We start from the raw sequence: 13,977 nt of genomic DNA, 5'->3' as shown, positions 1-13,977 counted from the left end.
GGAGGTTTTTACTCGTTACCTGTTACTCGTCACTAATTACTAAACTGTCCCAATATAATCATTAATAGATATTAGTGATGTCCAAGTTTCCCTATTAAAAATATCAATCTAATAAACATGTTAATAGGGTGAGTTAGTTAATTACAAAAACAGTTTACTTTAAGAAAGGGAAGAGTAATGAAAATAGCTATTGTAAATGGAAGTACTAGAAAAGATGGTGCAACAGCAAAGATATTGGGTAAAATTTCTGAGATTTTAACTCAAAAAGATGAGGTAGAGATCAATTATTATGATTTAGTTGATTATCAACTTGAGTATTGTACTGGATGTAGAGTCTGTTATAGAACTGGAAAATGTTCTATAACTTCTGATGATATTGAAAAATTATCAGAACAGATCAAAAGAGCTGATGGGATTATTATGGGAAGTTCCACCTTTGGAAGTTATGTGACGGGGAGACTAAAGTCTTTTTGGGATCGTGGACACTTTATTGTAGAACAATCCCTTTACAATAAATATGGTTTTTCAGTTACTACATATGAGATAGCTGAAGGAAGTAAAGCACTTAATGCAATTAAGAAATTCTTTCTTGTCTCTGGTGCAATAAGAAGTGGTAGTATTTTAAAGAGATTAAAATTTAACGAAGATCCTTTTGCTGATAAAAAATTTCTTTCAAAATTAGAAAAGAAGGTAGAAAGTTTCTATCAGGTAGTTAAAGGGAGAAAAAGTAGAAGTATTTTTGAGTTTATCTTCACGAAAGTACTTTTACTCCCATTGATTTGGAAGCCTAGATTTTTAAAAAGAAGAGATGAGTATCAAGGTGTCTTAGATATTTGGAAAGATAAAGAGATAATCTAGGCAGAAAATAATTGATTTAAAAACTTATATTAGGAGGCTAAAATGAAAAATAGTTTGTTTTACTTTTCAGCTACAGGTAATTCGTTAGCTGTTAGCAAAGAGATAGCAAATAAGTTAGAAAACTGTGAGCTGATATCAATTGCAGAGGTAGTTAAAAAAGAGAGCTATGATATCGATAGTGAGATGGTTGGCTTGATATTTCCTGTATATTGTTTAGATGCTCCTAAAATAGTCAGAGAGTTTATAAAGAAAGTAAATTTTAATAGTAATCCATACATATTCTCTATTGCAACTAATAATCGGGAGCCTGGTTATACTCTTGCTACTATTGATAAGCTACTAAAAGAGAAAGGTCAGAACCTTGATTTAGGATATACCTTAGTTATGCCAGGAAATTCAGTAGTGATTCAAGATAATACAAATTCTAGAGAGGAGCAGATATTAAGGATTAACAATTCTAAAGTAATTATAAGGGAAATGATAAAAGATATTCAAGAGAAGAGAAAAGCAGCTATTGAGGGGGATTTTTCTTTAAAAGATAGCATTAAAGGATTAATTTATCAACTAGCTGTTTATAAAATCTATAAGCCTCAGAATCATTTCTGGACAACAAAGCAGTGTAGAAGATGTGGTATCTGTAAGAAGATATGTCCAACAGAGAATATTACTTTAGAAGAACAAGAGGTAGAATGGGGTAACAACTGTGAGGGATGTCTGGCTTGTTTTCATTGGTGTCCACAAAGTGCAATAAATCTAGGAAATAATACTCTTAATAAGAGTAGGTATCATCATCCAGAGATTAGTTTAGCTGAAATAATTAAATAAAAGGTTAAGAGAATAAGTAGTATATATTTTTGATTTATAATTTAATTGATAAAATTATAAATTAATATTGACTTAAAGTATACTTTAAGTGATACACTCTTAGCATTGGGAGGTGTCTTAATGAAAGAATTGGAAATAGGTGAAGTAGCAAAACTGATTAAATTAAAGCCTCATACTCTTAGATATTATGAAAATATTGGATTAATTAAAGATGTAAAGAGGAATGATTCGGGAAATAGAATTTATAGTGAAAAAGATTTAAGATGGATAGAGTTTTTAAAGAGACTGAAAGCTACTGGAATGAAAATAAGTAAAATGAAAGAATATGCTGAATTGAAGAATTTGGGAGATACAACTATTAGCCAGAGAAGAACTATATTAAAAGAACATTTGAACTTAATAGAGGATGAAATTAAGGTGCTCTTAGAAACTCAAGAATATGTTAAGGATAAGATTGAAATTTATAAGGAAATGGAGGAAGACTTTAATGATAGAAGAGAGTAGATTCGAAAAAGGATATAAGAAATTATCTGAAATAGATGGAGAAGCAGGAGAAATGGTAGTGGAGAATTTAAAAGATATATCTCCTGATTTAGGAAAATATATAATTGAGTACTGTTTTGGAGATGTATATTCAAGAGATGTACTTGACTTAAAATCAAAAGAAATTGCTGTTGTGGCAGCTTTAACAGCCTTGGGCAATGCAAAGCCTCAATTAAAGGTTCATATTAACGGTGCACTTAATGTTGGGTGTTCTATTAATGAAATCAAAGAAATAATACTTCAGATGTCTGTATATTCTGGATTTCCAAGTTGTATTAATGGGATGAATGCTTTAAAAGAGGTATTAAATGAACGTCAAAAGCAAGGAAAAAATGATTTGATTGGGGATAGTCCAGTAAATGAAACATCATCAAATAGTAGATATGAAATTGGAGCAAAGGAGCTTGAACAATTAGATAGTATGCAAGTGGAGAGACTTGAGAAAGCTTATAAAGATTTTTCGCCAAGTCTTACTAAATTTATACTTGAATATGGTTATGCAGATATCTTTGCAAGAAATAATTTAGATAAAAAATATAGACAAATTGCTACAATTGCAGCACTAACAGCCTTAGGTAATGCACAATCTCAATTGAAATTTCATATTAATGGAGGGCTTAATATTGGTTTAAGTGTTGATGATATAAAAGAGATCATGTTATTAATGACTGTTTATTCAGGCTTTCCATCAGCAATAAATGGAACAAATATTTTAAAAGAAGTTTTAAATCAGAGAAAGAAATAGTAACTTTTTTAAGTAACTTAATTAAAACATCTCTCAATTCTAAAATAACTGAATGAAAATATGATATTAGATAAATTTATAAAAAACTCACACTAACGTTGTATCGAGCCACAAGGTTTGTTGTTGAACTGATAAAATTTTGTAAAGGAGTATGAAAAGATGAAAAAAAGACGATTAGGAAAAAATGGTCCGCAGGTCTCAGCAATTGGATTGGGTTGTATGGGGATGAGCGAATTTTATGGGAAAAGCACTTATGAAGACTCTCGTAATACCATTCTTACAGCACTGGAATCTGGGGTTGATTTTTTGGATACTGCTGATATGTATGGTAATGGAGAAAATGAAAAATTGCTAGGAAAGGTTCTAAAGGAATGGAGTGGTGAGGCTTTTGTAGCTACTAAATTTGGAATTATAAGAAAGCCTGGAGCATATGAGCGTAAAATCAATGGTAAAGCAGAATATATCAAGCAAGCTGCTGAGGCTAGTCTAAAGAGATTAGAGCGTGAGGTGATTGATCTATATTACCTACACAGAATGGATAATGATACTCCTATTGAGGAGACTATTGGTGCAATGGCAGATTTAGTTAAGGAAGGTAAGGTAAGATATATCGGTATTTCAGAAGCTTCAGTGGATACTATTAGGCGTGCCCATAGTGTCCATCCATTAACTGCTGTACAATCAGAATATTCACTTGCAACAAGGCATATTGAAAAAGAGATACTCCCTACTTTAAGAGAATTGGGTATAGGGTTTGTTGGATATAGTCCATTAAGTCGGGGCTTGCTAACTGGAAAGTTAAATCAAGATTTACTAAAGCAAGAAGGAGATTTTAGAAGGATGTTACCTCGGTTACAAGGTGAAAATCTTGAACATAATAATAAAGTTGTAAGAAAGCTGATAAATATAGCAACACGAAAAGAAATTACGCCAGCACAGCTCTCACTGGCATGGGTTCTATCAAGAGGTGAAGATATTATACCTATTCCCGGTACCAAACGAATTAAGTATTTAATGGAAAACATAAAAGCCGTTGATGTTGAATTTGATGCTAAAGAATTAGAAGAGATTGAAACTATCTTAGCTGATGGGATTAAAGGTGAGCGTTATACAAAATCGGGAATGTTAGGGGTAGAGGAGTAAAGTTGAATAGTTAACTTAAGTAATTCTAGAGCTTTGCTTATTGAACCTATAATATTATGATAGAGTACAGGATTTAGTAAGAAATTAGAAAAGCCAGTATATTGGCTAGCAACATACTGGTTTTTGAATTTAATTTAGAAACTAGTACCCACCTTAAAGGTAAATTCATCCTTATGACCATCATCTCCTTCTGGAGCATAGCCATAATCAAATCCTAACTCTGCACCTAGTACAGGAACGAAGAATCTTATTCCAGCACCAACAGAATAATTCAAATCATTTAAACTGAATTCATTGTCTTCAAAGGTACGACCTACATCAGTAAAGAGAACACCTCTAACTGCTTTATATAAATCCCTTCTATATTCTATACTGGTCAAGAAGATAGAATCTCCTTTGAAGCCATCGGTACCTCCATAATGGCTGCTATCATAGCCACGAACTCCATCAAGCAAACCAGGCTTTAACTTATATTTCTTATAACTTGGTAATTCTCCATCACTAGCACCTAACTTCATTCTAAGTGCCCAACTACCCTTTTCACCTGCTTTATAGTAATTTCTGAGATCTAAATGGCTTTTAAGAAAATCATTATCACCATTAAAGCCTGCTTTTTCAATTTTAAATTCCTGCCTGCTTCCTGACCTAGGGTGAAGATAATTGTCTCTAAGGTCTCTAATAGTAGTAACGGCAATACTTCGAGTATCTTGATAGGGGGCTTCACCCTCTTTGGTCTTATCATAGTGAAGGTTTAAGTAACCTCTTATATTTTCAGCCAGTTTTCTACCAAATTGAATATTTCCACCTTTTTCTTTGACATCTCTCTCAACTCTATTACTACCGCCTATATCATCTAAACCACCTATATTGCTTATATTGGTAGTCTCTTCTGTCATTTGGTTGAAGAGATTAATATTAAAGCTAGTCTGACTTTCAAAGACCCAAGGATCAGAGAAATTAAGGCTGTAATCAGTAACATCACTTCCACCCTCAAAATTCAAGGTTAGCTTCTGCCCTCTACCTAAGATATTATGTTTTTCTAACATAATATTACCGACAACACTGCCCTCTGCTGAATCCTTTACTCCAAAGACTGTTCTTCCATTTATCGGTTTATTGAGATTTAACTTGACATCGATTGCTTGAGGATCATTAGGAACCTGTTCAAATTCTGGTTTTATCTCTTCAAAGTACTTCAAGCTTTGAATTTTTGAAATATCTTTTTTAACATCGTTGATATTAAAAGGCTCTTCTTCTTCCATAGATAATTGCCTTCTAATAACATAATCCTTTGTATTATCCTCAGGATTGATTATAATCTTATTCAATCTACCCTCATCTACGATAATATTTAGCTGGTCTTCTTCCATTTCAATATCAATTACTCTAGCTAAAACAAAGCCTTGCTCATAATAATATTGATTTATACTATCCCTATCCTTATTTAACTGATTAAAATTTAAGATTTGACCACTTTTAACTGTCAATAGTTCTTTAAGTTTATCATTACTAACCTCTTGATTTCCTTTAATAACTACATTAGATATCACAGGGGTTTCATCTACTTTAAAGATTATCTGTATTCCCCCTGCATAGTTTTTAAAAAGTACTTCGATGTTATTAAAATAACCTAAGTTATAGATAGCTTGCATATCTGCTTTTAATTTCTCATTAGATATTTCCTCTCCAATACTAGTACTTACCTGCTCTAGAATCGTTTGCACTTTAATAACTTCATTCCCTGATACCGTAATATCAGCAATAGTATTAGAGTTAATACTATTAGCCATTACTTGATTAGTATTGATTACAATTATAGATATTAATATAATTATAATTCCAATTTTTCTAAACATCATATACCCCCTTAATTATTATCTCTGCTATAACAATGTAATTTTATATTATAATACTTATAATTAGATGGGTAATTTCACTCATCTTCTGCTTATTAAAATTATTAATCTACTAACATAATTAATTCTAGATTTAATTGCTTCTACCTGCTTATGGATTAAATAAGCTCTATTACTTTGCTAGTAAATAAAGTGACTTAAGTATTTAAACTGCTTCTCTTTATATATTTTAACGTCTAATTTTAAGGATGGCAAATAATTGATGTAGTAATTTATAAATTTGGTATTAAGAGCTAAAAGATATAATAGTGATAATTTTTTTATTTTTAGATAATTATTACAAAGGGCTATTCTAATAGTTAATAAAGGAATATTGAATAAAAAGTATAATTTAAGATATTAGAGGAGGAATGATTGAGTTTGAATATTTTAAATTATACTGTCTATTGCTTTCAAGGGATATTTTATAAGATTTGAACATAATAACCAAATTATTATCATGATACTTGTATAATTGGAGGTGTTGAATTGAGATTAGCAGATAATTGTATAAAAATATCTATAACCTTATTTGGGATAATAATCTTTGTATACTTTTTGGATCTAGCTAGATTGGTTCAGGGGTTAGTTTGTATCCTTTTTTTGTTTATAGTTATTTTTGTAGAACATAGAAGAGAATTAAAGGTTGAATTAAAGAAGAACCAGGATTATTTGCAGTCAATTATTTTATCTACTCCAGATATTATTAGCTGTCTTGATAAGGAAGGTTATCATCTAGACGTTTGGAGGGATGAGTCTAATGAACACTTCCCTAAAGAGATTGTAGGAAAAAATATTGATGAAATATTTCCTAAAGAGAATGTTGAGAAGATAAGGTATCATTTAAATAGGGCTTTTAAATTAAAGAAAGTGGAGTTTTTTGAGGACAGACTAATCTTTCCTAATGAAACAAGATACTATGAAGTTAGGATGAATGCTATAGATGGGGATAAGGCTATTGTACTGGCTCGTGATATTACTGATAAAAAGACAGTTGAACAGGATATCAAAGCTAAGAATAAAGAGTTAGAGCTGATGCACAATCAATTAAGGGAGCAAAATGAGGAGCAAGAACTGTTATTAGATAATATTAATACTCAAATTTGGTATTTACAAGATATAGAGAGATATGGAGCAGTCAATCAAGCCCATGCTGATTTTATAGGAGCCAAGAAAGAAGAGATATACTATAAATCTTTATATGATATACTTCCTACAAATGAAGCAGAAATCTGTATAAAAGTCAATAAAGAGGTATTTGAGAAGAGAGAGGCAGTATATTCAGAAGAATGGATAATAAATGCTCAAGGAGAAAAGAGGTTATTGGCAATTACTAAGACTCCCCAATTTAATAAAGAGGGTAGGATTGGTTGTATAATCTGTTCTGGTGAAGATATTACAGAGCATAAATTGCTAGAGGATAAATTAAAGAGTTTGAATCAAGAGTATGAAACTATCTTTAATAATACTAAAGATGCAATTTTTTTATTGGATGTTATAGATGGACAAGACTTTGTTTTTCAAAGAGTTAATAAAATCCAAGAAGACTTAACTGGTTTAAGTACTGAGGAGTTGCAGGGTAAGAGCTTAGAAGATATTTTTGGTAAGGAGATAGGTGAGGTAGTCGGAGTAAATTATAAGGAATGTGTAGAAAAAAGAGAAGTGATTACCTATGAAGAGAGTTTAGATTTTTTTGAGGATAGTAAAACTTGGCTAACTACTTTATTTCCAGTAATTGTTGATAATGAAGTAATAAAAATTGTAGTTTCATCAAGGGATATTAGTAGAATTAAAGAGGTTGAAGAGAGATTAAGATATAGTGAGGAGAGATATCGTGGTTTATTAGAGACTCAAAACGATTTAATTGTTAGAGTTGATATTAATAATAGATTTACTTATGTCAATGATGCTTACTGTGAATTTTTTAATAGAAAGAGAGAAGAATTAATAGGCAACAGTTTCACTGATTTTATAGATGAAACTAAGTTAAAAAGGCAGGTAATGATAACAATAGAGAAACTAAAGAATCCACCCTATAGAGTAAACTTAGAGCATAAATTTATAAGTAATCATCAAGAATATTGGATAGACTGGGAATCTTACGGTATTAGAGATGAATCTGGGAATATAATAGAAATTCAAGGTGTAGGTCGTAATATTACAGAATTAAAGCTAGCTCAACAGCGAGCAGAAGAGGCAAATCAAGCTAAATCAGAATTTTTAGCCAATATGAGCCATGAAATTAGAACACCTCTTAATAGTATAATTGGATTTAGTCAACTATTATTAGAAGAAGAAAGAGATTATAATAAAATAGAAAAATTAAAGACAATTGTTAATTCAGGAGAGCATTTAGTTGAGATTATTAATGATATTCTTGATTTTTCAAGGATAGAGGCTAGAAAGATTGAGTTAGAAAAGGTAGAATTTTCTTTTAAGGAATTATTATTAGAGATTAAAAATATGTTTTGGCTTAATGAGAATAAGAAAGGATTAGATTTTGTATTAGATATAGATGACTCTTTACCAGAAAGGGTTTGGGCAGATAAGTATAGAATTAGTCAGATTATTATTAATCTTTTAAGTAATGCTTTTAAATTTACTACTAAAGGAAGGGTCAAACTTGCTTGTAGTTATGATCAAGAATTTATTATTAAGATAGAAGATACAGGAATAGGGATTTCCGATGAAAAGCAGGGTAAGGTCTTCTCTGCTTTTGAGCAGGTCGATAGCTCTATAAGTAGGAAATATGGAGGAACTGGACTGGGTCTAGCGATTGTTAAAAGATTAGTTGATTTAATGGCAGGTGAGCTAACTTTAAAAAGTCAGTTAGGTCAAGGAAGTAGTTTTATAATTAAGTTGCCCTTAGAGGTGTTAGAGGATAGTAATAAGGAAGATAATGGTCAAGGTGGATTTAATGAGATGGTCAAGGGTGAAAAAATGATTGAGCGATGGTTAGCCTTTGATCTTGAAATAAAAGATTTAACTCTCAAGGCTATCAAGGAGCTATCTGATAGAATTACTAAGCTAGAGGAGGCTGTAAAGTCTGCTAAGAAAGAGAAAATAGAGACTATTGCCCATAAGTTAAAGGGGTTAGCTGCTAATTTTAATATGGAAGAAGTTTATAAAATTGCAGCAAAGATAACAGATACTGCAAGAAGTGATGATTTTGATTTAGAGATAATAAAGCTAGATTTAGAAGAATTAAAGAATATTCTTTCTATTATACCAGCTCATTATTTATCAGCTAAAGAAGAAAATAGCTTTAAAGTGCTTCTGGCTGAGGATGAAAGGTTAAACCAACTTTTAATTAAAGAGATACTTAAGAATTTCAAATTAGAAATTAAAACAGTCAGTAACGGTAAAGATGTTTTAGATAAGTTAGAGAAAGATAAATATGATCTACTATTACTAGATATTCAGATGCCTATCATGAGTGGTTTAGAGGTTATGGAAGAGATAGAGGTTGATATACCTATAATTGCAATAACTGCTTCTGTAGAGAAGGAGGTTGCTGAGAAATGTTTAGTACTGGGGTGTAAAGATTATATTACTAAACCAGTAGATAAGGATAGATTAAGAGAAGTAATAAAGAGAGAATTAAAGATCTGATCTACTTAAATTTTAAGAAATTTAGTTAGTAATCGGAGGGATACTATGATTGAAATAACTAATAATAACGTCCTATTTGTTGATGATGAAGAGTTGATTTTAGCTAAGATAGAAAGAAAGTTAAATAAAGAAGATTTTACAATGTTCTTTGCTAATTCAGGGAGAGAAGCATTAAGGATTCTTAAAGAGAATGAGATAGCAGTAATTGTAATTGATTTAAGTATGCCTAAGGTTAATGGGATAAAGTTATTAAAGATGATCAATCATGATTATCCTGATCTTGTTAAGATTATCTTCTCTAGTTATTCAGATAGTCAAACAATGATCTCAGCTCTCTACTCAGGAGATGTCTATCATTATATTTCTAAAGGGATCGTTAACAGAGATGAAGGATACAAGATTGAATTCATTCCTGTAATCAAAAGGGCTATTGAAAGGTATAATTTAATCAAAGAGAATAGTAGATTGAAGAAAGGAGTAATTAAAGCAGGTTTAAGCTTGGAGGGATAAAACTTGGAGTTAGAGAAAAGAAGGCATAAACAGTTATTATATAGATTATTAGAACTCAATAAACCAATAACTATTAGTGAGTTAGCAAATTTTTTAGGAGTATCGGCTAGAACTATCAGAAGGGATTTAGATGAGCTTGAGCAGTGTTTAGAGAAAGAGGATATTAAATTAATCAAGAAGGCCAGAGTAGGTGTTTATCTAAAATTAGAAGAGACTAAAGCTCTTAAGCTAAAACAAAGCTTAGATGAGGCTAGAGTAGAAGATCAATTTTTGAGTCCAGAAGCAAGGGTTAGATGGATTCTAAAGAGGTTACTGATTGGGAGTAGTGAATGTAAAGTTGAAAAATTAGAGGAGAAGCTTTATATCAGTAGATCAACTGTTTATAATGATTTGGATAGTGTAGAGGCTTGGTTAAGAAGATATGCTCTATCATTAGATAAAGAGAACAATAATCTGATTATTGTAGGTAGAGAAAGGAATATTAGAGTAGCGATGGTTAACCTTCTTTTAGAGTTATTGGGATCTAAAAGAAGCAAAGAGATAATAGATTTATTGAATGAAGGTATTGGAGTGAAGACTAGTGATCATAAGGTCTTAAAGGAGTTCTGTTCAGCAATAGATTTACAGCTTATTAGAAAATCTATTGGTCTAATAGAAGCCAAAAGAAGAGTATTATATACTAATCATTCAATTTTATACTTCTGTCTATATTCTGCAATCAGTTTTAAGAGAATAGTTGAAGGTAAAGAAGTGAGCTTATCAAGAGATGAATTAAATAAATTAAAAGGTGAGGAAGATTTTAGTTTAGCTGATTTTATGTCTGAAAAGTTAGAAAAGAAGTTAGGGATTAAGCTCTCTGAAGCTGAGAAGGCAGCAGCCTTACTGCAAGTTTTAGCGGGTGAAATATATAGCAGTAAGGATTTGGAGAGTAGAGAAGATATAATTAATAGAACTAGTAAGAAAATTGTTTTAGTAGCAGAGAGGTTGATTGCTGAAATAGAGCTTGACTTGGGAAGCAAGCTGGCTGAGGATTGGGATTTATTTAAAGGAATAGTCTTATATATTAGAGCATTATTTTATGCTAAAAGTTATGGGATTAATTATGAGGATAGTTATTGGGATCAAGTAGAGTTTAATGAACTTAAGGAGGATAACCCCTATTTATTCAAAAAAGCTAGGATAAGCTATAGTATTTTAAAGGAAGAATTAGAGATAGAGGTTGGAGAAAATGAGATTGATTTTATTGGATTAATGTTATTAGCTGCAGTTGAACGTAAGAAGAATAAAATCCGAGCATTAATAGTTTTTGATGGGAATTTGGCTGTATCACAGTTGATGAAAGCAAGATTAGAGCGAAGAGTGCCTAGATTAGAGGTTGTTGATTTTATTTACTACAGTCATCTTAATAAGATTAAGAGAGATGGTATCGATTTAATTATTAGTTCAAGAGAGATAGAAGGAAGTGAAGATATTATGGTAATTAGTCCTTTGGCTAAGCAGGATGATATCATAAGAATAGAGGAAAGAATCGAAGTGTTACTAGATTTAAAGACTTATTTTGCTAGTTGAAAATTGAGAGTGAGACAAAAACAGCGTAATGGGGATTCCCGTTACGCTGTTTTTGTTTAATAATGTCGAATTAAATGTGGACATAAGATTGGATGACTATTATAAGTAATGATAATAAAATAAAATTAAAGAATAAATAAAGATAATCTTCTAAGGTGGGGATAAAATGAAAATCAAGAATATTAAAGACAAGATAAAAGTTAAGAGTATAAAGCAGAAAATTTTAATCTCTTTTGTAAGCATCAGTATTATTTCACTAGCGATTATGGGAGCCTTTTTGCATTTTGAGCTAAATAAAGAACTAGTACCTCTAGTGTCAAATATGTCTCAAGATATTGTAAAGGCAAGATCTGCAGAGCTAGGAGAGCTGATGGATGGAATTTTAAAAGAGATTAGTAATATTGCTCAAAAAGAAGTTGTTCGATCTCTGGATTGGGATGAAGCTAAAAAAGAATTAATTAAAGATAAAGAGGAGAGCAATATAGCATATGAAAATCCTTTTATTTTAGACAATAAAGGATATGGGTATTTACCTAATGGTGCTAAGGTTAATTTAAGTAGTAGAGATTACTTTCAAGAGATAATAAAAGGAAAGGATACCTTTATAAGTGATCCTCTTATCTCTAAAGCTTCAGGAGAACCTATAGTTATGATAGCACAGGCAATAAAGGATGGTAAAGGTCAGACTATAGGAGTTCTTGGATTTCCTATTTTGTTGAAAGAATTTTCTAAGAGAGTGAACGAGATTAAAATAGGAGAAGGAAGTTATGGCTTTGTAATTGATAGTACTGGTTTAATGATTTCTAATCCTAATGATGAGGTAGTAATGAAGATCAATATTTTAAATGGGAGTAAGGATGGCTTTGAAGGTTTAACAGAGATAGCTGAGAACATGATAGCCGGAAAAGCGGGTAACGGAGAGGTTATTACGCCTAATGGAGAGAGGAATCAGGTGTTTTATAGTCCCGTACCTAATACACCAGGCTGGAGCTTAGCAGTTAATATTTCTACAGCAGAGATGCTAAAAGAGACTAATGGTATAATTATGCTAGTTATTATGGTAATAGTTATTATAATAGGACTAATGGTTATTGCTTCTTATCTAGTCGGTAATAATATAGCAAAACCAATAGAAAAGCTAGCAAAGGATATAGATAAGTTCGGTGAAGGTGACTTTAGAGTTGAATTTGAAGTAGCTTCTAATGATGAAATAGCTCAGATTGCCAGCTCTTTAAACACAATGGGTAGTAGTATTAGAGCGATGATTACTAATATCTTAGAATCAGTAGAAAACCTTTCAGCTCAAAGTGAAGAGCTATCAGCTAGTGCCCAAGAGGGAAGTGCAAGTATTGAAGGTAGTAATGATTTAATGAAAAAGATGGCGAGTAATATTGAGCAGATTTCAGGTAGTATTCAAGAGGTGACTGCCTTTGCTCAAGAGAGTAGCTCCCAGACTGAAGCTGGTAGCAGGAATATAGAGGATACTATCCATAGTATTCAAGAGATCAATCAAGCAGTAAAGAAAACAGTACAAGCTGTCACTTCATTAGAGAAGAACTCTGAAGAGATCGGTAAGATTGTAGAATTAATTACTAATATAGCTGAACAAACTAATCTATTGGCGTTAAATGCAGCTATTGAAGCAGCTCGAGCTGGTGAACATGGACGGGGCTTTGCCGTAGTAGCTGAAGAGATTAGAGGACTTGCTGAAGAGACTACCAAGGCAACTGATAATATCTCTGATTTAATTAATCAAACTCAGAATAATGTGGAAGCAGGTTTCAATGCAATTAAAGATGTAGAAGAGAAAGCAAAAGAAGGTGAAGAAATTGCTACCAAGACTGGTGAAGTCTTTAAGGTAATTCAAGGTGCAAGTGAAGAGACTTCAGCCCAAATCGAAGAGACTGCTATGTCAACGCAAGAGTTGGGTGAAGAGACTACAAATGTGATGAATGCGTCTGAAGATATTAAGAATATGTCTGTCGAAATAGCTAATTCTTCTCAAGAACTAGCGGCTGTAGCAGAAGAGTTACAGAGTTTAGTTGCTAGATTCAAGGTTTAATAAGGGTGGGAAGGCTGTAACCTGTAACAGGTCACAGCTTTTTATTTAATTTTGTTTAGTAATTAAAAATGAGTGTAAGGATTTGAGTTGCAGTTATCTTGTCTATGATTTTTATTTTTTATTTCGGGTTAATCCTTACTAACAAGGTTGCTAGCTTATTTTATATTTTTATTGAAAAATGTCGAATTAAATGTGGACATAAGATTAAATGAACA

General features: G+C 31.7%; 10 protein-coding genes. 9 read left to right on the top strand and 1 reads right to left on the bottom strand.

The features are described 5' to 3' along the window. Window positions 1-177 precede the first annotated feature (177 nt). The 5 genes from BX659_RS05185 (at window position 178) to BX659_RS05165 (ending at window position 4,114) form a co-directional block, all read left to right on the top strand. Complete coding sequence (locus tag BX659_RS05185; protein WP_097016754.1) at window positions 178-858, top strand: flavodoxin family protein; 681 nt, start codon at window positions 178-180, stop codon at window positions 856-858. Window positions 859-900: 42 nt separating this feature from the next. Then, complete coding sequence (locus BX659_RS05180; protein WP_097016753.1) at window positions 901-1,683, top strand: EFR1 family ferrodoxin; 783 nt, start codon at window positions 901-903, stop codon at window positions 1,681-1,683. Between the two features lie 120 nt (window positions 1,684-1,803). Next, window positions 1,804-2,187, top strand: coding sequence for a MerR family transcriptional regulator (locus tag BX659_RS05175; RefSeq protein WP_097016752.1), 384 nt, complete (start codon window positions 1,804-1,806; stop codon window positions 2,185-2,187). Beyond that, entirely contained in the window at window positions 2,171-2,971 is an 801-nt protein-coding gene (locus tag BX659_RS05170) for a carboxymuconolactone decarboxylase family protein (protein WP_097016751.1), read from the top strand. The genes BX659_RS05175 and BX659_RS05170 overlap by 17 nt, the downstream gene beginning before the upstream one ends. Window positions 2,972-3,130: 159 nt before the next feature. Then, on the top strand, window positions 3,131-4,114 hold the full coding sequence (locus BX659_RS05165) for an aldo/keto reductase (protein ID WP_097016750.1): 984 nt from the start codon (window positions 3,131-3,133) through the stop codon (window positions 4,112-4,114). Between the two features lie 134 nt (window positions 4,115-4,248). Here the strand turns inward: BX659_RS05165 and BX659_RS05160 are convergent, their stop codons facing one another. Continuing rightward, window positions 4,249-5,970, bottom strand: coding sequence for a BamA/OMP85 family outer membrane protein (locus BX659_RS05160; protein WP_172431821.1), 1,722 nt, complete (start codon window positions 5,968-5,970; stop codon window positions 4,249-4,251). Between the two features lie 642 nt (window positions 5,971-6,612). Here BX659_RS05160 and BX659_RS05155 point away from each other — a divergent pair. The 4 genes from BX659_RS05155 to BX659_RS05140 all read left to right on the top strand — a co-directional run bounded on the left by BX659_RS05155 (window position 6,613) and on the right by BX659_RS05140 (window position 13,762). Next, complete coding sequence (locus BX659_RS05155) at window positions 6,613-9,621, top strand: PAS domain-containing protein (protein ID WP_181186415.1); 3,009 nt, start codon at window positions 6,613-6,615, stop codon at window positions 9,619-9,621. 45 nt (window positions 9,622-9,666) lie between these two features. Continuing rightward, window positions 9,667-10,131 carry a response regulator gene (locus BX659_RS05150; RefSeq protein WP_097016747.1) on the top strand — a complete coding sequence of 155 codons (465 nt, stop codon included), beginning with the start codon at window positions 9,667-9,669 and terminating at the stop codon, window positions 10,129-10,131. 3 nt (window positions 10,132-10,134) lie between these two features. Then, window positions 10,135-11,700, top strand: a complete 1,566-nt coding sequence (locus BX659_RS05145; RefSeq protein WP_097016746.1) for a BglG family transcription antiterminator — start codon at window positions 10,135-10,137, stop codon at window positions 11,698-11,700. Between the two features lie 166 nt (window positions 11,701-11,866). Further along, window positions 11,867-13,762 carry a methyl-accepting chemotaxis protein gene (locus BX659_RS05140; protein ID WP_097016745.1) on the top strand — a complete coding sequence of 632 codons (1,896 nt, stop codon included), beginning with the start codon at window positions 11,867-11,869 and terminating at the stop codon, window positions 13,760-13,762. Window positions 13,763-13,977: the final 215 nt, after the last annotated feature.

This window comes from Orenia metallireducens (genome assembly GCF_003001995.1).
Classification (GTDB): domain Bacteria; phylum Bacillota; class Halanaerobiia; order Halobacteroidales; family Halobacteroidaceae; genus Orenia; species Orenia metallireducens_B.
This window is presented reverse-complemented; position numbering and strand designations above follow the sequence as displayed.

Excerpts from the sequence above, each read along its gene's own strand:
- BX659_RS05150 (WP_097016747.1), top strand. The coding sequence starts at position 9,667 with ATGATTGAAATAACTAATAATAACGTCCTATTTGTTGATGATGAAGAG.
- BX659_RS05140 (WP_097016745.1), top strand. The coding sequence starts at position 11,867 with ATGAAAATCAAGAATATTAAAGACAAGATAAAAGTTAAGAGTATAAAG.
- BX659_RS05175 (WP_097016752.1), top strand. The coding sequence starts at position 1,804 with ATGAAAGAATTGGAAATAGGTGAAGTAGCAAAACTGATTAAATTAAAG.
- BX659_RS05160 (WP_172431821.1), bottom strand. The coding sequence starts at position 5,970 with ATGTTTAGAAAAATTGGAATTATAATTATATTAATATCTATAATTGTA.
- BX659_RS05170 (WP_097016751.1), top strand. The coding sequence starts at position 2,171 with ATGATAGAAGAGAGTAGATTCGAAAAAGGATATAAGAAATTATCTGAA.
- BX659_RS05180 (WP_097016753.1), top strand. The coding sequence starts at position 901 with ATGAAAAATAGTTTGTTTTACTTTTCAGCTACAGGTAATTCGTTAGCT.
- BX659_RS05165 (WP_097016750.1), top strand. The coding sequence starts at position 3,131 with ATGAAAAAAAGACGATTAGGAAAAAATGGTCCGCAGGTCTCAGCAATT.
- BX659_RS05185 (WP_097016754.1), top strand. The coding sequence starts at position 178 with ATGAAAATAGCTATTGTAAATGGAAGTACTAGAAAAGATGGTGCAACA.